This is a genomic window from Staphylococcus sp. FSL K6-0223, assembly GCF_038008285.1.
This window is the reverse complement of sequence record NZ_JBBOYX010000003.1, coordinates 255,923-274,959: the sequence shown is the minus strand read 5'-3', so window position 1 is coordinate 274,959 and position 19,037 is coordinate 255,923. Positions and strand designations below refer to the sequence as shown.

The 19,037-nt window shown below is 31.8% G+C and carries 18 protein-coding genes; 15 read left to right on the top strand and 3 right to left on the bottom strand.

The window, feature by feature from the left end; translation table 11 throughout:
• Positions 1–240, top strand: a complete 240-nt coding sequence (locus MHI13_RS18570; protein WP_002432747.1) for a DUF2273 domain-containing protein — start codon at positions 1–3, stop codon at positions 238–240.
• 73 nt (positions 241–313) lie between these two features.
• Complete coding sequence (locus MHI13_RS18565) at positions 314–826, top strand: Asp23/Gls24 family envelope stress response protein (protein ID WP_002432778.1); 513 nt, start codon at positions 314–316, stop codon at positions 824–826.
• A gap of 200 nt (positions 827–1,026) precedes the next feature.
• On the opposite strand, the gene MHI13_RS18560 is transcribed toward MHI13_RS18565, so the two are convergent.
• Positions 1,027–2,973 (bottom strand): IucA/IucC family protein, encoded by a 1,947-nt coding sequence (locus MHI13_RS18560; protein WP_002453764.1) that lies wholly within the window; start codon positions 2,971–2,973, stop codon positions 1,027–1,029.
• Between the two features lie 104 nt (positions 2,974–3,077).
• Here MHI13_RS18560 and MHI13_RS18555 point away from each other — a divergent pair, with 104 nt between their 5' ends.
• The 7 genes from MHI13_RS18555 to MHI13_RS18525 all read left to right on the top strand — a co-directional run bounded on the left by MHI13_RS18555 (position 3,078) and on the right by MHI13_RS18525 (position 11,961).
• Positions 3,078–4,259: an MFS transporter gene (locus MHI13_RS18555; protein ID WP_002432777.1), complete on the top strand. Its 1,182-nt coding sequence runs from the start codon at positions 3,078–3,080 to the stop codon at positions 4,257–4,259.
• The gene (locus MHI13_RS18550; RefSeq protein WP_064210223.1) at positions 4,249–6,006 is read left to right on the top strand and encodes an IucA/IucC family protein; all 1,758 of its coding nucleotides are present in this window, start codon (positions 4,249–4,251) and stop codon (positions 6,004–6,006) included. Before MHI13_RS18555 ends, MHI13_RS18550 begins: the two co-directional genes overlap by 11 nt.
• A gap of 3 nt (positions 6,007–6,009) precedes the next feature.
• Positions 6,010–7,065 carry an alanine/ornithine racemase family PLP-dependent enzyme gene (locus MHI13_RS18545; protein ID WP_049428199.1) on the top strand — a complete coding sequence of 352 codons (1,056 nt, stop codon included), beginning with the start codon at positions 6,010–6,012 and terminating at the stop codon, positions 7,063–7,065.
• Between the two features lie 289 nt (positions 7,066–7,354).
• Positions 7,355–8,353 carry an ABC transporter substrate-binding protein gene (locus MHI13_RS18540; protein WP_064210224.1) on the top strand — a complete coding sequence of 333 codons (999 nt, stop codon included), beginning with the start codon at positions 7,355–7,357 and terminating at the stop codon, positions 8,351–8,353.
• Between the two features lie 11 nt (positions 8,354–8,364).
• Positions 8,365–9,396: a FecCD family ABC transporter permease gene (locus MHI13_RS18535; RefSeq protein ID WP_002432915.1), complete on the top strand. Its 1,032-nt coding sequence runs from the start codon at positions 8,365–8,367 to the stop codon at positions 9,394–9,396.
• Positions 9,393–10,361 carry a FecCD family ABC transporter permease gene (locus MHI13_RS18530; RefSeq protein WP_023351324.1) on the top strand — a complete coding sequence of 323 codons (969 nt, stop codon included), beginning with the start codon at positions 9,393–9,395 and terminating at the stop codon, positions 10,359–10,361. Before MHI13_RS18535 ends, MHI13_RS18530 begins: the two co-directional genes overlap by 4 nt.
• A 226-nt stretch (positions 10,362–10,587) precedes the next feature.
• Positions 10,588–11,961 (top strand): YjiH family protein, encoded by a 1,374-nt coding sequence (locus MHI13_RS18525; protein ID WP_064210225.1) that lies wholly within the window; start codon positions 10,588–10,590, stop codon positions 11,959–11,961.
• Positions 11,962–12,014: 53 nt separating this feature from the next.
• Here the strand turns inward: MHI13_RS18525 and MHI13_RS18520 are convergent, their stop codons facing one another.
• Positions 12,015–12,326, bottom strand: a complete 312-nt coding sequence (locus MHI13_RS18520) for a heme oxygenase (protein WP_002453758.1) — start codon at positions 12,324–12,326, stop codon at positions 12,015–12,017.
• A 148-nt stretch (positions 12,327–12,474) separates the two neighbouring features.
• Positions 12,475–12,735: a SunI/YnzG family protein gene (locus MHI13_RS18515; RefSeq protein ID WP_064210226.1), complete on the bottom strand. Its 261-nt coding sequence runs from the start codon at positions 12,733–12,735 to the stop codon at positions 12,475–12,477.
• A 177-nt stretch (positions 12,736–12,912) separates the two neighbouring features.
• Between MHI13_RS18515 and MHI13_RS18510 the strand changes: the two genes are divergently transcribed.
• The 6 genes from MHI13_RS18510 (at position 12,913) to MHI13_RS18485 (ending at position 18,945) form a co-directional block, all read left to right on the top strand.
• On the top strand, positions 12,913–13,419 hold the full coding sequence (locus tag MHI13_RS18510; RefSeq protein ID WP_002432512.1) for a metal-dependent hydrolase: 507 nt from the start codon (positions 12,913–12,915) through the stop codon (positions 13,417–13,419).
• Positions 13,420–13,453: 34 nt separating this feature from the next.
• Positions 13,454–14,641, top strand: coding sequence for a UTP--glucose-1-phosphate uridylyltransferase (locus MHI13_RS18505; protein ID WP_047796544.1), 1,188 nt, complete (start codon positions 13,454–13,456; stop codon positions 14,639–14,641).
• Between the two features lie 19 nt (positions 14,642–14,660).
• A complete protein-coding gene (gene trhA / locus MHI13_RS18500; RefSeq protein WP_002432569.1) occupies positions 14,661–15,344 on the top strand; it encodes a PAQR family membrane homeostasis protein TrhA in 684 nt (227 codons plus the stop codon).
• Positions 15,345–15,487: 143 nt separating this feature from the next.
• Positions 15,488–16,834 (top strand): multidrug efflux MFS transporter SdrM, encoded by a 1,347-nt coding sequence (gene sdrM / locus MHI13_RS18495; protein WP_064210227.1) that lies wholly within the window; start codon positions 15,488–15,490, stop codon positions 16,832–16,834.
• A gap of 117 nt (positions 16,835–16,951) precedes the next feature.
• Positions 16,952–17,419 (top strand): SepA family multidrug efflux transporter, encoded by a 468-nt coding sequence (locus tag MHI13_RS18490; RefSeq protein WP_064210233.1) that lies wholly within the window; start codon positions 16,952–16,954, stop codon positions 17,417–17,419.
• Between the two features lie 83 nt (positions 17,420–17,502).
• On the top strand, positions 17,503–18,945 hold the full coding sequence (locus MHI13_RS18485) for an MDR family MFS transporter (RefSeq protein ID WP_064210228.1): 1,443 nt from the start codon (positions 17,503–17,505) through the stop codon (positions 18,943–18,945).
• Positions 18,946–19,037: the final 92 nt, after the last annotated feature.

The following is a 19,037-nucleotide window of genomic DNA, read 5'->3' as shown; positions in this document are numbered from 1 at the left end:
ATGGCTGAAAATAATAATCAAAACGGACAAGACTCTACACAACAATTAATCAATATATTTAAAGCATTTAAGTGGCGTATTATTGGATTTTTAGCATTTTTACTTATAGCTATATTATTCCTAACTCTTGGATTTTGGAAAACAATTTTAATCATTGTCTTGTGTTTAATTGGAATTGGTATCGGGTATATTAAAGACCGTACGCAAGACTTTATGAATTTCCTCAATAGATGGAGCTAGTCCAGTTCTAAAGGAATTAATTAAATCTAATTATTAATAATAACTAAATTTTGAAAGTAAAGGAGAATTTACTATGGCAGTAGATAATAACAAAGCAAAACAAGCATATGATAACCAAACTGGTGTAAATGAAAAAGAAAGACAAGAACAACAAAAAGAAGTTCAAGAAAATCAACAACCACAATTCGAAAACAAATTAACTTTCTCTGATGAAGTAGTTGAAAAAATTGCTGGTATTGCTGCTCGTGAAGTTAAAGGTATCTTAGATATGAAAGGCGGATTCACTGACAACTTCACTAATGCATTCTCAAGTGGTAATAACGTGACTACTGGCGTGTCAGTTGAAGTTGGCGAAAAACAAGCTGCTATCGACTTAAAAGTTATTTTAGAATATGGTGAATCAGCACCAAAAATCTTCCGTAAAGTAACTGACTTAGTTAAAGAACAAGTGAAATACATCACTGGCTTAGAAGTTGTTGAAGTGAACATGCAAGTTGATGATGTAATGACTAAAAAAGAATGGCAACAAAAAAATGAAAAAGACAACAAAGACAACAACCACAGTGATAGACAAGGTTTACAATAATTCATAATTGCAATTTGATAAATCATTTAAGTTGAACCTTATATGATATTAGCCTATAAATGGAAAGTGTTCTCACACCATTTATAGGCTTTTTGTTTATTAATAATTAATTTTCCTCAAAAAATAAGCAGTCTGTGTAAAAGATGACTTTCTTAAACATAGACTGCTTATTATAAACTACAATTACATTATTATTTTAATTAGTGAAGCGGATTGTTTACTTTAATATACGTATATTCATGTGCTTGATCTTCTAATCGCATAGTCGTCACGCATTTATAATCAATTGTTGGGGCAAAGATAACTTCTTCGATTTCACTACGACGACCTTCAGATAATTCTGTGATATTACTTAAAATATCCTTTAATATGAGTGCCATATCCTTCCAGATTTCATTTTCAAGTGAAGAAGAATGAGATGACTTAGCTATTGTAAGCACAAGCTCTCCTAAGTGATTCTGAACTGTAGAATAAAATGCTTTATTAAAAACGGAAGTCTTAGAATTTGTTAAAATTCTAGATTTCTCATGAAAATGGTTCGTCTCATAACCCGATTGATTTAAGCGCTCAGTATCAATACGTAAGCCTTCGAAATCTCTAATATATAGTTTATTAAGTGAACCGTCTTCGTTAAAGGTTGCAACAGAATTCTGTAGGTGTGCCTCTAAAGCAATACCATATTTAGAATATAAAGGAATGACTAAACCTAGTAACGCTTTACTATATTCATTCATCCAAGTTTTAGCTGCTTCTTCAAATGATTGAAATCCCTTAGAAATTTGATATGTTTGAATTAATGTTTGAATAGGCGTTTCAGAGTTGTAAGGATACGTTGCAACTAAACTTGATGGAATGACAGGTACCACATCATTCGTTATAGAATGATAGAAATTATTTCTAAATAACGTACCTAGTTGTTCACTACGATCCGTTTGTATCTCATCACTATCATTAGAATTATAAAAATGAATTCCTGCCACTTCATCAATTACAGTAGAAGCATACTGTTTAAATGTTGAATCTTTAGTCAAGATATCGTTTAAGATGTGTGTAACTAAAGGTCCATTATGAGTTGTTTGTTCTGAAAGTGTACGAATTTCGCCAGTAATATGTACATTCGTTGATAATTTAATATGTGGCGCTTTATTAGGTAATTCAGGAACCAACGTTCTAAATGATAAACCAGCATAATATGGGATAGAATATTCACTTACAATCATAAGTCGTTGATCAAGTTCTTCCATGTAATCTTGATGTAGGACATGGTCGTATTGCCATGGATGCATAATCATCAATTGATAGTCGTCTAAATTTACTTGTCCGCTAAATTCTTTTTCTAAGTGTGAGTATATATCAGGAAACATATGTTTCATCGTATCATTGTAATTTGCATCTAAAGCTTGAACACGAGCCACTGAATGATGCAATAATACAATTTTTAATTCGATGGGCTGAGTAAATTCAGAAGAGTATCTAAATGTTTCAAACGCATCCATACCTTTACGCAGTTTTGCTCCCGGATGAAGAGGATGGCCTTCTACTACGGCTTGCTCAGATCTTAGATAACTATCTTGATGATTTTTAATAATATCGTATAGAGGTGCTCGATCATCCTTCATTTTAAAATATTGATAGCTTAGCGCAAATGTCATATTGGCTGCACTGTTCGTTTGGTCATCTCTGAATTGTTGGCTCGCTTCATTATCCAACTCAGGTGATTCAGTAAGAATCCAGTCTAAAATGTCATTAGGATGTAAAATACGCTTAAATTCATCTTGATATTGTTCACGTTTATAATAAAAGGGGCCTTCAACATCTATACGATTAAATGCATGTTGACCAGTTACTGGTGCGTATAAGTATAGCTTTGATTTAGGAAAATGAATTTCTAAAATGTCAGTTACATGAGTGTCATAGCCAGCAAATTTACGTCTATTAAGTAACTGACTATGATCATTACCATGAACTAAATTCTCTCTATGTATAGAAGTAACTAAACGCTTTGTTACTTTATCTCGACCAGTTAATAATTTATCTTGGAAAATAGATGCCCATTGTTCATCATATTGTTGTAAAAACTGAAAGACATTTTGCTCATCTTGGGTCATCTCAATGTCTTGTTTGTTAATAAATTGATTGAAATTCATAATTCACCTCTAAAAAAATATTTTACAAAAATAAATAAGATTTGTATAATCCATATTAATGATAATGATAATTATTATCAATAAAAAAGACAGGTGGAAATTAAATGGCAAAATTTTTCTTTTCCAGTTCTTTTCTTCTGTTTTTGGGGAATTGGATTGGGCAAATAGGATTAAACTGGTTTGTACTTACTACATATCATAACGCAGTTTATCTGGGATTAGTTAATTTTTGCCGACTCGTACCAATTTTATTGCTAAGTGTATGGGCAGGCTCAATTGCTGATAAATATGATAAAGGAAATTTACTTAGAATAACGATTTCCTCTTCATTTATAGTCACTGCGGTATTATGTGTTTTGACATTTACTATTGATTCTATCCCAATCGCTGTAATACTTATTTATGCATCGTTAAGAGGTATTCTAAGTGCAGTAGAAACACCAGTAAGACAAGCGGTTTTACCTGATTTATCAGATAAAATTTCTACAACACAGGCAGTATCGTTTCATTCGTTTATCATTAACATCTGTCGTTCGATAGGTCCCGCAATCGCTGGAGTCATTCTAGCAGCTTATCATGCGCCTTCAACTTTCTTAGCACAAGCGATATGTTATTTAGTTGCTGTACTTTTTAGTCTGCCTCTTCACTTTGAAGTTGTTTCAAATCAACTCGAAAATAAAGAATTCTCATTAAAGATAGTTATGAATTATTTCAAACGTAATCTAGAGGGGAGTAAGATATTTATTACTTCTCTATTAATCATGGCTACAGGATTCTCTTATACAACAGTATTACCCGTACTTACGAATCATATTTTTCCAGGAAAATCAGAAGTATTTGGTATAGCGATGACCTTCTGTGCTATTGGTGGTATCGTAGCAACAATTATTTTACCTACCATTTTAAATCATCTAAGCGCAGTTAAAATGTATTATTTAAGTTCTTTGCTATTTGGGTTAGCTTTACTAGGCGTCGTTATACATAATTTGGTTATTATGTTCATTTGTATCACTTTAATTGGACTATTTAGCCAATGGGCAAGAACAACGAATAGAGTTTATTTTCAACATAGTGTTAAAGACTATGAGAGAGGGAAGGTATTAAGTATTATTATGATGGACCGTGGTATGATACCTCTCGGTAGTTTAGTTATGAGTTTCTTTGCAGATGTATTCGGAATACTGACGACATTCATGATCATGGGTATAACTACCGTAGCCATTTCAGTAATATTTTACCTAATACAGCGTATGACGAAGTTGGAGGAAAGTAATAATGGAGCGTAATGAATGGCTGTTAGCAGATAAAAATATACAATACCGTATCATGAACGCAATAATTAAAGAACGTATTTCACCAGAAGGCATGAAAATAACGAAAGATGATAATGTGGTGGAAATTCAGTACCAAGGCAAAAGATTAACTGTTCAAGTAAAACGTAAAAGTGCTATGGAAAGATATGTGTTTAAAGGCGATATTATATATGGTCGTGGTCAGAAGTCACAACCTATTGAAAACTTAGAAGATCTGCTCGAAACATTAACACAGAGTTTTAATATTGAAATTTCAGAACGTTTGAATGAAGAATTGATTCATAGTAGAGACAGTTTTATTGAAACATATAAACATTTTAACAACAGACAATCACTCATACATCAAAGTATGAAATTTTCAAGATTGCCTGAATCATTAAACTTTATATCCTGGCTTCAACATTTACAAGATAGTGGCATTATAGATGATTTAAGTTATACGGAGAGTTTGATTGTTGAAGGACATCCTACCCATCCTTTAACTAAGACAAAACTTCCGTTAAATAAAAGCGAGTTGAAAGCATATGCTCCAGAGTTTGAAAAGGTTATTCCTCTAAAAATTATGCTTATTGAAAAGACTCACATTGTCACTACTTCAATGGAAGACGATGACCAATATATTTTAAATCGTGTCATTCCGGAATATCGTCATCAACTCAATTCATTTTTGGAGCCTTTAAATTTAAATTTAGAGGATTATAGAGTCATGATTGTTCATCCTTGGCAATACGATCACACTATAGGCGGAAAATTTAGTCAGTGGATTGCTAGTAAAATACTAATACCAACACCATTTACAGTAGAATCTAAAGCAACGTTATCATTTAGAACGATGGATTTAATTCATAAACCTTATCACGTTAAACTTCCTGTGAATGTTCAAGCGACTAGTGCAGTAAGAACTGTTTCTACGGTTACTACGGTAGATGGACCTAAATTAAGTTATGCATTACAAGGACTACTTGATCAATATCCAGGACTCCAAGTGGCGATGGAACCCTTTGGTGCATATGCCGACGTGGATTCTGATTTGGCAAGACAACTTGCATGCATTATTCGTCAGAAACCCGTTATCTTTGAAAATGGCTCAACAGTGGTCACAGCAAGTTTAGTTAATCCTAATCCAATTGATCGTAAAGCGATTGTAGATAGCTATTTAGAATGGCTTGAAACTGAAATAACAATTGACCACATTAAACATTTTATTGCAACTTACACACAAACATTAGTCCAACCACTCATTGCATACATTCAAGATTATGGAATTGCATTAGAAGCACATATGCAAAATACGATTGTCAATCTAGGTCCTAACTATCAAATGAAATTCTTAGTACGTGATTTAGGTGGTTCACGTATAGATTTAGATACTTTACAACAGAAGGTAACAAATATTGAAGTAACGAATGAAAGTTTATTAGCTCAATCCATTGAGGAAGTTATTGCGAAGTTTCAACATGCTGTTGTACAAAATCAATTAGCAGAGTTGATTCATCACTTTAATCAATATGAAGATGTTAAAGAAGAAGAGTTATTTGATATCGTTCGTGAAGAGATTGATCTAGCGATTGATGATGATAAATCCCATGCCGACATTTTGAGGAAAGTATTATTTGGTCCGACAATAACAGTTAAAGCGTTATTAAGTATGAGGATGGAAAATAAAGTTAAAAAATATTTAAACACTGAATTAGAAAATCCTATTAAAAAAGAGGTGTAGTACATGGCTAGAATCAAAGTTAACTTATCAAAAATACAATACAATGCCAAAGTACTTCAGACATTACTTGAACGTAGACAGATTCACTTTACCCCTGTAGTAAAATGTGTTGCCGGAGATGAACGCATCGTTTCTACAATAAAATCTCTTGGAATTACACACTTTGCTGAATCAAGAATTGATAATATTGAAAGACTAAGAGATTTAAATATCACATTTACACTATTACGCCCCACGACAGAATTTGAAACTATGGTTTCTACTGTAAAACTGAGTATTCAAACAGAACTTGATACGATTAAACAATTGAATGTAATTGCAAAAAGAATGAATGTAAAGCATCAAATCATGTTAATGGTAGATTGGAAAGACGGCCGTGAAGGTGTCTTAACTTATGATGTATTAGATTATATTAAAGAAATTATGAGTATGAGTCATATACAACTAGTAGGATTAGCATTTAATTTTATGTGCTTTAAATCCAAAGCTCCAGAAGAAAATGATGTCTTTATGATTAATAAGTTCATTAGTGCCGTTGAAAAGGAAATAGGTTACAAGTTTAAAATTATTTCAGGAGGGAACTCAAGCATGTTACCTCAAACAATGTACAATGATCTTGGCAAGATTAATGAATTAAGGATAGGAGAAGCACTCTTTAGGGGAATAGATACTACCACGAATGAACCTATTGCAAGTCTCTATCAAGATGCGATTGTACTTGAAGCGGAAATTATTGAAATTAAACCACGTATTAATCAAGTGACACACCAATCCTATTTACAAGCAATAGTGGATATAGGTTATTTAGATACATTTACAGATGGTATCAAGCCTATCGCCAATGATCTGAAAATGGTTGGCGCCTCAAGCGATCATTTAATGATTGATTTGAATAATCAAGATCACTATCAAATTGGGGATAGAATTCAATTTAGTTTAAATTATGAAGCTTTGTCACAGAGTATGTATATGAAAAATTTAACTAAATCATATTACGACGATTCAAAGATTCAAACTTTGATTGAAAATTTTAACACAACCATATTTGCCAATACGTAATGAAGACTCAATTTTATTCATTAAATTATATTTCACTTTAAACTGCTCTTTAATTTTCTATTTAAAAGAGCAGTTTTATTTATTTTAGTTAGTTATTGTTCTCTAAATTGTATATAAGGCAAATATAAAGTGATATTCAGATTTATCTTTCATAGTAGTTAGTCTGACTTATGAATTAAATTATATTTGAGTAAAATATATTCATAAAACAATACAAAATAATATTGACAATGAGAATCGTTATCAATAAACTATATATGTAAGCATATACATATTAAGGAGTGGAACAATGAGAGGTCTAAAATTTTTTAGTGCTGTTGGCTTAATGCTAGTATTAGTTCTTGTTGCGGCCTGTGGTAGTAATGGTTCTAATAATTCAAGTAATAAATCTGCATCTAAAGATGGTGTAGAAATTAAACACGAAGAGGGAAAAACTAAAGTACCTAAGCACCCTAAACGTGTCGTTGTACTAGAATATTCATTCGTAGATGCATTAGCTTCACTTGATGTAAAACCTGTAGGTGTAGCAGATGATAAGAAAAAGGAACGTATCATCAAACCATTAAGAGATAAAATTGGTAACTATACGTCTGTAGGTGCACGTAAACAACCTAACTTAGAGGAAATTAGTAAACTAAAACCAGACTTAATTATTGCAGATAGTAATAGACATAAAGGAATTTATAAAGATTTAAGTAAAATTGCTCCAACAATTGAACTTAAGAGTTTTGATGGAAACTATAATCAAAACATTGATGCCTTCAAAACAATTTCTAAAGCATTAGGTAAAGAAGATGAAGGTAAAAAACGTCTAAAAGAACATGATGAAAAGATTGAAAAATATAAAAAAGAAATTACAATGAATAAAGATGAGAAAGTGTTACCTGCAGTTGCATCTAAATCAGGTTTATTAGCACACCCTAGTTATTCATATGTAGGACAATTCTTAAATCAACTTGGATTCAAAGAAGCATTAACTGATGATGTGACAAAAGGTTTAAGTAAGTATCTTAAAGGACCTTACTTACAAATGAACACTGAAACATTATCTAAAGTAAATCCAGGCCGTATGTTCATCATGACTGATAAAGCAAGTCCTAACGAGCCTTCTCTTAAAGAATTAGAAAAAGATGCTGTATGGAAAAAATTAGACGCTGTTAAACATAATCGTGTAGATGTGTTAGATCGTGACCTATGGGCTAGATCACGTGGTTTAATTTCTTCTGAAGAGATGGCAAAAGAACTTGTAGAACTTTCAAAGAAAGATAGTAATAAAGATAATAAGTAAGGTGGAAAATAATGACTATGGGTATTAAAAATAGTCAATCCGCTATTGAACAAAAAAAGAGAAAGCGCACTACACTCACTTATATAGTGGGTGTGTGCTTTCTTTTTATTTCAATCTATTTGAATTTAGCGATTGGTTCTTCAAAAATACAATTTCATGATATTTTAAGTTACTTCACTGGACATATTGAATCAGAACAAACATTTTTAATTCATAACGTACGCATGCCTCGAATGCTTGCAGGGTTAGTGATAGGTGGTGCATTGGGGATAGCCGGTCTACTTATGCAAGCAATAACTAGAAATCCACTTGCTTCACCTCAAATATTTGGTGTAAATGCTGGAGCGTCCTTCGTCATTGTTTTAATTACAGTTTTAATTCCATCCCTAGGTTCTTATTCAACTATCCTAGCAATTATTGGAGCCTTTTTTGGTGGATTTACTGTTTATACGTTGTCAGGATCTACAAAATCAATTACGCCAGTGAAACTTGCTTTGGCAGGTATGGCGATACATCTATTCTTTAGTAGCATGACCCAAGGAATCATTCTTTTAAATGAGGATTCTAATGATACTGTCATGTTTTGGTTAGTAGGATCATTAGCTGGGATAAAATGGAATCAAATTATGATGATTTTACCTTGTATAGTCATTGCTGTAATTGTAACTATTTTTATGGGGAGACAGCTTACAATTATGGAACTCGGAGACGACATTGCAAGAAGCCTTGGTCAACGTACTGAAATTGTAAGAATGATTATTGGATTGCTAGTGATAGTATTAGCAGGGATGTCTGTTTCAATTGCAGGCCCCATCGGTTTTGTGGGCCTCATTGTTCCTCATATAGTTAAACGTTATGTAAGTAAAAATTATCTAGTTATGCTACCTCTCACGTTTATTTTTGGTGCAGATTTATTGCTAATATCTGACGTTTTATGTCGTTTAATCACTTATCCATTTGAATCTCCAGTTGGTATAGTGACTTCATTTGTCGGCGCCTTTTACTTCTTATTCATTACTGTAAGAGGGGTGAATCGCGTATGATTAAGAGTAGCAATAGTATACGTTATGGAATCGTGATTATTTTATTAGTCGTCAGTACAATATTTAGTTTATGTATAGGTTCAGTTATGATAGACCCTATACACGCTATTGTTGGTTTTTTCACACAAGATGACTTTATTTTAAATGAATATCGTATACCTCGAACATTATTGGGATTAGTAATAGGTAGCAGTTTAGCTATATCTGGTGCTGTCATTCAAGGTGTAATTAGAAACCCGCTTGCATCTCCGGATGTTATTGGAATTACTAAAGGAGCAAGTCTAGCAGCGGTGATTATTATTATGATATTTCCGTCGGCACCTTTATTTGTATTACCTTTAGGATCGTTTGTTGGAGCATTGGTGATTAGTTTAATATTGTCCTTCCTTATTTCCAAATTTGATGTGAAAGGATCGAAACTTGCTCTTATAGGTTTAGCCATAGGCGCAATTTGTACGGCTATCGTACAGTTCTTACTTATTCGTAATCCTATGGATGCAAATAATGCATTAGTTTGGTTAACTGGTAGTTTATATGGACATAATATTTCTAACTTCTATAGTGTCTTACCTTGGTTTATTATCACTGTACCGGTAGTATTATTACTCGGTTACCAGCTAGATATCTTAAACTTGGGAGATAATGTCGCTACAGCTCTTGGTGCACGTGTCCGATTTTTAAAAATGATATTACTCATCTTGGCTGTAATGTTAGCTGGAGCTTCTATTGCAGTTGTCGGTGGTATTAGTTTCTTAGGACTTATAGCACCTCATATAGCAAGACAACTCGTCGGACACAAAAATATACATGTCATTATCATGTCAGGTTTAATAGGCGCTATACTATTAACGCTTGGTGATGGGTTAGCTAGGGGAATTCAACCGCCACTTGATATTCCAGTAGGTGTAGTTATTGCAGTTATTGGAGCACCATATTTCTTATTCTTACTACGTAGAATGAAATGATTTATTCATTAAATATGAATTTGAGCGCTCTTAGGTATGCTATGGCCGATTTCAATTTATAGTTTATTGAAATCGGCCTTTTTTAAATTTTTAATTGCGAAAAGTGATAGATTAGCGTATAGTATTTATACGTAATTATTCATATTTTTGTATATATAAACATTTGTGTAGATGAATCTTGATTACTTCAAGTTGATATAAATAGATAGAAACGGATTGAAAAGTAATGAACGGATATACTAAAAGCGAAATTATAAAAGGTAGAATTAAATTTATAACAATGTCCATTCTAGGTATCATATTATTTTTAATTCCTATACCAGTTGTTCAAGATGGACAAAAACAAACAACATTACCTGTGGCATTTCTTGCAAATTGTTTAAAAGATCTGTTAGGGAATATTATGCCTATATTAATTGTATTAATTATTACAATTTCAGGTGTATTAACTCTTTTGTGCTCAACAATTTATAAACACAAGTTAAATCCACAAGGCCTAATGTATAATGCATTTAATGTCAAACTAGGTTGGCTAGTATTAAGAGTATTATCAGTTGTATTTGTATGGCTTACTTATTTGAAGGTAGGGCCTAAAATGATTTATTCAGAAGATACGGGGGGGCTAGTCTTTTATAGTCTATTACCAACTCTTGTGGCCGTATTTTTATTTGCGGCACTATTTTTACCGTTATTGATGGAATACGGACTATTAGAATTATTAGGACCTGTGTTTAGACCAGTAATGAGACCGCTATTTACTCTACCTGGTCGATCAACTGTAGATAATCTAGCATCATTTATTGGTGATGGAACGGTAGGCGTCTTAATTACAAGTAGACAGTATGAGGAAGGCTATTATTCTAGAAGAGAAGCAACAGTCATTTCTACTACGTTTAGTGTAGTATCTATTACTTTCGCTATAGTTATTGCTTCAACTATTAAAATGCAAGATCAATTCTTTTATTTTTATATCACTGTAATTGTTTCTTGTTTAATTGCAGCAATGATAATGCCAAGAATTTGGCCTTTAAAAAATATTCCAGATGAATATGCTAAAGATGTTTCAGAGGATGCAAGAACGGAGCAATTACCAGAAGGAAAAACGGCATTAAGACATGGATATGACATGGCGACAGAGGTTGGTATAAAAGCTCCAGGATTCAAAAAGTTCTTTATTTCTGGATTTAAAACCGTTGTAGATATGTGGTTTGTCATTTTACCAGTAGTAATGAGTATAGGAACAATCGCAACAATTATCGCGAATTATACACCTATTTTTGAAGTTATTGGAAAACCATTCGTTCCACTACTAGAATTATTGCAAATTCCAGAAGCTTCACACGCTTCTCAAACTATTCTCATAGGTTTTGCCGATATGTTTTTACCATCTATATTAATTGAAGGGGTCAAAAGTGACATAACACGTTTTGTTATTGGAGCATTAAGTATATCCCAATTAATATACTTGTCAGAAGTAGGTGGTGTTATTTTAGGTTCAAAAATTCCTGTTAGCATAGGTAAACTATTTATGATTTTCTTAATACGTACTTTAATCACGCTTCCTATTATTGCATTACTTGCGCATTTTTTTATCCATTAAAAAGATTGCTTATTAATATACTTTATTATAATAAGCAATCCTCTATTAAAAAATTATTTATCTAATTTCGACAATACATTTGCTTTAACAATTTCACTTTTAATTACTGGAGAGTCTTCGGATTTTCCAGTATTTTTATGAGCTTCTTTAAAAGCATCACTATTTACCCAATTTTTAAAATCTTTTTCAGTATTCCACCATGTATTTACATACATATCTTCACTATAATCATCTCTATCAATTTGCCAAACTTCAATACCATTAAAACCTTGTAAGGATTGGATTTGACCACCTTTTGTAAATCTAGGTGCCATTTTTTCTGCAAAACCTTTTTTCACGGTTATTCTATTTGTTACGACGAACAATAACTTCACCTCCATAATCATTATTGATTCCAATATAATAGGATTGTTTATACTTATCAATTTTCATATATCGAAAATGAGAGCCACCAACCGTAATAGATACATGGTTGGTGGCTTTTGTATGGATTATTAATTATATATATTTTAATTACTTAGTCAGTTCATTGTAAACTTTTTGATCATTTTGAGTATAAATAATGTATTCATGGTCATCAGTATCGATAATTACGCGGTTTGTTTTTCCAAATGTAGAACCAATACGAGAGATTTCTTTTCCATTTTTTTTAGGTACTGCATGGATATCTTGGTCTTGTGAGATATTTTTAATTTCATTATTAGGTATTTTAATATCTGCTACTCTCCATTGAATACGTACTTCATTATCGTTTTTCTTTACTGTCATTGCCATTCAAAACACATCCTTTAAATAATTTGTATATTCATCATAAATGATTTTGAAATCGTTTTCAAGGATTTATGTGATACTTTTGAATATAATATGTCATACTAATAAAATACTAATACGAAAGTATGTTCGCTTTATATGTAATTGTGTGTTAAAATGTTTTGAAAAGGAGAACTAGAAATGACAGGTAAAACACATGCCTCCTGTGGTGCTTTAACAGGAGCTTTGACAACTCAATATTTTCATACTGATTTATTTACTTCAGTCACTATATTGGTATTATCAACTCTAGCAAGCCTATTGCCAGACATATGTCATACCCAAAGTAAAATTGGAAGACGTTTCAGAGTTTTAAGTTTTGTTATTAGGCTTCTATTTGGCCATAGGACATTTACTCACTCTCTTGCTTTCATCATTATCATTGGTTTTTTACTGTACTTAATTCAAACACCCATGTATTATATGGTTGCAATTGTTATTGGAATAGCTTCACATGTTATACTAGATATATTAACACCTAAAGGGGTTAAATTATTCTATCCCTTACCATTGAATGTTGTATCGCCGCTTCATTTTAAAACAGGCGGATTAGTTGATTTATCTTTAGCTACAGCTTTTAGCTTTGGAACAGTATACACGTTGTTTCAACCCTTTTTTAATGAATTTATGTTACAGTGGCTAAATTAATTCTTTGAATCATTTATACATAAGGAGAGTAATCATGTTAGATAAAAACCAATTGGAGAAATATAACCAAGAGCATTTGTATGAATATGAAAAATTAATGAGTAATAATGAAAAAGATGCACTTGAAAATAAAGTTGATGAGCTTGATTTAGAAGGAATTCAAAAACTATATCATGATTTATATGTTAATAGAAAATCAATAGATGATGTATCATCGGTATCAGAAGTTAAGTATGAAGTGAAATCTCAACTTTCTGATGAAGATAAGCATACATATGAACAAAAGGGTTATGAAGCGATTAGAAATGGTGAATTCGCGGTACTTCTTATGGCTGGCGGTCAAGGAACGCGATTAGGTTATAAAGGGCCTAAAGGTTCTTTTGAAATTGAGGGTGTAAGTTTATTTGAGTTACAGGCTCGCCAACTCATTAATTTAAAGAATCAAACGGGTCATACAATTAATTGGTATATAATGACTAGTGATATAAATCATGATGAAACAATAGAGTATTTTAAGAAACATCAATATTTTGATTATGATCCAGAACATGTACATTTCTTTAAACAAGCAAATATTGTAGCCTTAGGTGAAGATGGCAAACTTGTACTTGACAGAGATGGTCATATTATGGAAACACCAAATGGTAATGGTGGAGTATTTAAATCTCTTAAAGAGGCTGGATACTTAGATAAAATGGAAAAGGATCATGTAAAATATATCTTCTTAAATAATATTGACAATGTCCTTGTGAAAGTCTTAGATCCATTATTTGCTGGTTACACAGTAAGTAATAATAAAGATGTTACATCTAAAACAATTCAACCTAAACATGGAGAGAGTGTTGGACGTTTAGTCAACATTGATAGTAAAGATACAGTTCTTGAGTATTCAGAATTGGATCCCGAAGTAGCCAATGATTTTGATAATGCTAATATTGGTATCCATGCATTTAAACTGGCCTATATTAAAAGTGCAGTAGATAGGGAACTACCATATCATTTAGCTATTAAAAAATTAAAACAACTAGATGAAGACTTTGGCGTTGTAGAGTTACCAACATTAAAATTTGAATTGTTTTATTTCGATATTTTCAAATATGGAACAAGTTTTGTTACATTACAAGTTCCTAGAGAAGAAGAGTTTTCACCACTGAAAAATAAAGTAGGTAAAGATAGTGTGGAAACGGCTACAGAAGATTTAAAACGTATGAGTTTGATTTAAATAAAAGGTGGTGGAATAGATGTCTCATACATCTAAGCATAAAAAAGCATCGGTAGTTGAATCATTTAAGGACATCATTCCCTTATCTTTTGGCGAGGAAATAGGTAATGCAGCCTCACATGGTGCGGCTGCATTATTAACATTGTTTGTATTACCTTATGCAGCTGTTCATAGCTACAATCATGGTGGCACATTGGAATCGGTAAGTGTGTCTATTTATATTATTAGTATTTTTATGATGTTTATTTCTTCAACTATTTATCATTCTATGCAGAATTATACAGCTCATAAGTATATTTTACGTATTATCGATCATAGCATGATTTACGTGGCCATTTCAGGTACTTATACGCCAGTATTACTTACCATAGTAGGTGGATGGATAGGATGGGTAGTGACCCTATTTTTATGGGGGACTACATTATGGGGAATATTATATAAATCCATTGCTACGAAAGTTAATCATAAGCTCAGTCTTATTGTTTACCTAGTGATGGGATGGGTTGGTGTGATATTTATACCAGTGATTATCATGCGCACCTCTTGGTTATTTATTTTATTTATATTCCTGGGTGGCCTTTCTTATACAATAGGAGCCTGGTTTTACGCGCAAAAGAATAGACCTTATTTTCATATGATATGGCATATTTTTATTGTGATTGCATCGGTTTTACACATGATAGGGATATTATATTTTATGTAAAGTAAGTTTACGGTAGAGTTTAAATGGCTCTGCCGTTTTATTTTAACCTAGAAAATTAATACTATTGCATGATTGCGAACTAAACATAATCGTATTAATATTTTAAGGGTTCGAAATAGATAGAACAAAAGGAGTAAATATAAATGAAGTTTAGGTCGATATTAACAGTAACCGCATTGATACTAATCATGTTTATGGCTGCAATTGAGACATCTATTATATCTCTAGCCTTACCAACGATTAAGATAAATTTACATGCAGGTAATTTAGTATCTTTAGTTTTTACTGTTTATTTTATTGCTTTGGTCATAGCTAACCCTATTGTAGGTGAGCTGTTATCTCGTTTTAAGATATTATATATTGCCGTTGCAGGTGTTTCTTTATTTGCAATTGGTAGTTTGATGTCAGGTTTAAGTGAAACATTTACTTTTTTAATTATATCAAGAATGATTCAAGGTTTTGGGGCAGGGGTCATGATGTCTTTATCTCAGATAGTCCCTAAACTAGCGTTTGAAATTCCTTTAAGATATAAAATTATGGGAATTGTAGGTAGTGTTTGGGGAATTTCCAGTATCATTGGACCCATACTCGGTGGCGCGATTTTAGAATTTGCGACATGGCACTGGCTGTTCTTTATTAATATACCTATAGCAATTCTTGCTATTGTATTAGTACTAATGACATTTCATTTTCAAGAGGAAGAACATGTTAATCAAACACACTTTGATGTGAAAGGATTATCAATCTTTTATATATTTATAGCGTTGCTTATGTTTGGATTATTAAATCAACAACATTTATATCTCAATATTATTGCAATCATCTTGGCTTTATTTGTATTCATTGGCTTGTTTAAAATAGAACAAAAACAAAATACTCCATTTCTTCCGACTAATGAGTTTAATAGATCAATAATGCTTGCTTTCATTACTGATTTATTTATAGCTATGTCATTAATAGGATATAACCTGTATATACCAGTGTATTTACAAGAACAATTAGGTTTATCACCTCTTCAAAGTGGGTTTGTTATTTTACCACTATCAGTTGCATGGATTATATTAAACTTTAATTTAGCGAAGATTGAAGCAAACTTTACTAGAAAAGCATTATATATTAGTGCGTTTACAGTTCTCTTAATTTGCAGTGTTATTATTTTATTTGGCATGAAAGTGCCATTATTGATAGCATTTTCAGTTATCTTTGCTGGACTTAGTTTTGGATATGTATACACTAAAGATAGCGTGATTGTACAAGAGGAAAGCTCTCCTAGAAATATGAAGAAGATGATGTCATTTTATGCATTAACTAAAAACTTAGGTTCATCTGTAGGTTCTACAATTATGGGGTATATGTATGCTTTAAAATCAGGTTTATTCGGCACTCATCTACACAATGTGTTAGGTTTGATTGCCGTCATTTCAATTTGCTTGTCAATGATGTGGATTTTATTTTATAAATCTAATAAAACTTCAAATTTTAATAATTAAAAAGGTTTTCAAATACAAAAAACGTCTACTATAAGAGTAGGCGTTTTTAAATTTTATAAGGTGATGAATACGTGATACTATAAATATGTATTAAAAAAGAGGGGAGGACAATGAGTGATGAAATTCTTTAAAAATAAATTTTATAATTTAGCTGTAACACTTATTGTTCTCGCTATCTTTGTATTATCCGGGGCGATATTCTTAACATTTCTTAGTTTTGGATTATATGGGTTAAGTAGGATTTTAATATTTTTTCATTTAGGTTATTTTGGCTACAATAAAGGATTTTATGACAATTTGTTTTACTATGGTAGTTATATAGTATTGGGATATTTTACTCTTTTTGCTGTTGAGCATTTAATGGACTACTTTAAGAAGAAATTGCCTAACAATCCTTATTTTCAGGGTATTACATTTCATCTTATTTCTTATATAGTAACGACAGTGATGTTTTATTTTATAGTACATATTCACTATGTATATATTAATATTCAATTTTGGGTAATTATGTTAATCATAGGATTTCTATTTATTTGTAAGGAGATATTTTATCCTGAAAGTGAAAACTTGAATAACAAGAAATAGTAATTAAGCATTTATTTTGCTTTGCTAATTATAATTTGATTGAATATAACATTGTTATAAAAATAATAAAGGAGTAAACGTTCATGTCTAGTATCGATTTACCCAAAACGAAGCGAAATTTAATTGTAGCAGTGATGTTAGTGAGTGCGTTTGTAGCAATTTTAAATCAAACTTTACTCAACACTGCTTTACCTCACATTATGCGAGAATTAAAAATTGATGAAAGCACTTCTCAATGGCTTATTACTGGATTTATGCTTGTAAATGGTGTCATGATACCACTTACAGCTTTCCTAATGGATAGAGTTAAAACTAGACCTTTATATTTAGGAGCCATGGGTACATTTTTATTAGGGTCAATTGTAGCTGCGGTTGCGCCTAATTTTGGTGTGTTGATGACAGCAAGAGTTATTCAAGCAATAGGCGCCGGTGTGTTGATGCCTTTAATGCAATTTACACTTTTCACTTTATTCTCCAAAGAACATCGTGGCTTTGCTATGGGACTAGCTGGTTTAGTCATACAGTTCGCTCCAGCTATTGGACCTACATTCACAGGCTTAATCATTGATAATGCAAGTTGGAGAGTGCCATTTATTATTATAGTCGGTATCGCCTTAATTGCTTTTATCTTTGGTTTAATTTCAATTTCTAGTTATAACGAAACGAAGGATTCAAAATTAGATAAACGCTCTGTTGTATACTCGACTATAGGTTTTGGTATTATGCTGTATGCATTTAGTAGTGCTGGAAATTTAGGTTTTTCTAATCCAATAGTTATAGGATCGTTAATCATAAGTATTATTATTATCTCAATATTTGTTAGAAGACAACTAACGATTTCCAACCCATTACTTAACCTCAATGTATTTAAAGGTAGAATCTTTTGTTTCAGTACAATTACATCAATGATTATTATGTTATCTATGGTTGGACCTGCACTACTTATTCCTCTATATGTACAAAACGCTTTAGGTTTATCTGCGTTGTTATCAGGTTTAGTGATTATGCCTGGTGCGATTATAAATGGAATAATGTCAGTATTTACTGGACGTTTCTATGATAAATATGGTCCGAGACCATTAATATATGCTGGTTTTAGCTTATTAACGATTTGCACATTATTGCTTTGTTTCTTAAAAGCAGACACATCTTATATTTATCTTATTGTCATTTATGCGATTAGAATGTTTGCTGTTTCTCTACTTATGATGCCTATTAATACAACTGGTATTAATGCATTAGACAATAAAGATATTTCACACGGTACTGCTATTATGAACTTTGGTCGTGTGATGGCTGGTTCATTAGGAACTGCATTAATGGTAACGTTTATGAGTATTGGTTCGAAATGGATTGGGCCATCCTCGTCTGCAAATGCTAGTAAAGAATTATTACAAAGACAAAGTGTTGCTGCCGGAGTTGATGTTTCATTCGCTCTAGTTACAGGTTTTGTTGTTGTTGCATTCTTATTTGCGTTATTTATTAAAGAACCTAATAGAAAATCTCAAAATATGAGAGAAGTCTAAATTATATATGAAGTTAGCCTATTATTATGGGCTAACTTCTTTTTTTATAATAAAAAAAGACTTATAATAAAAAAGATAAACTACGTAATCGA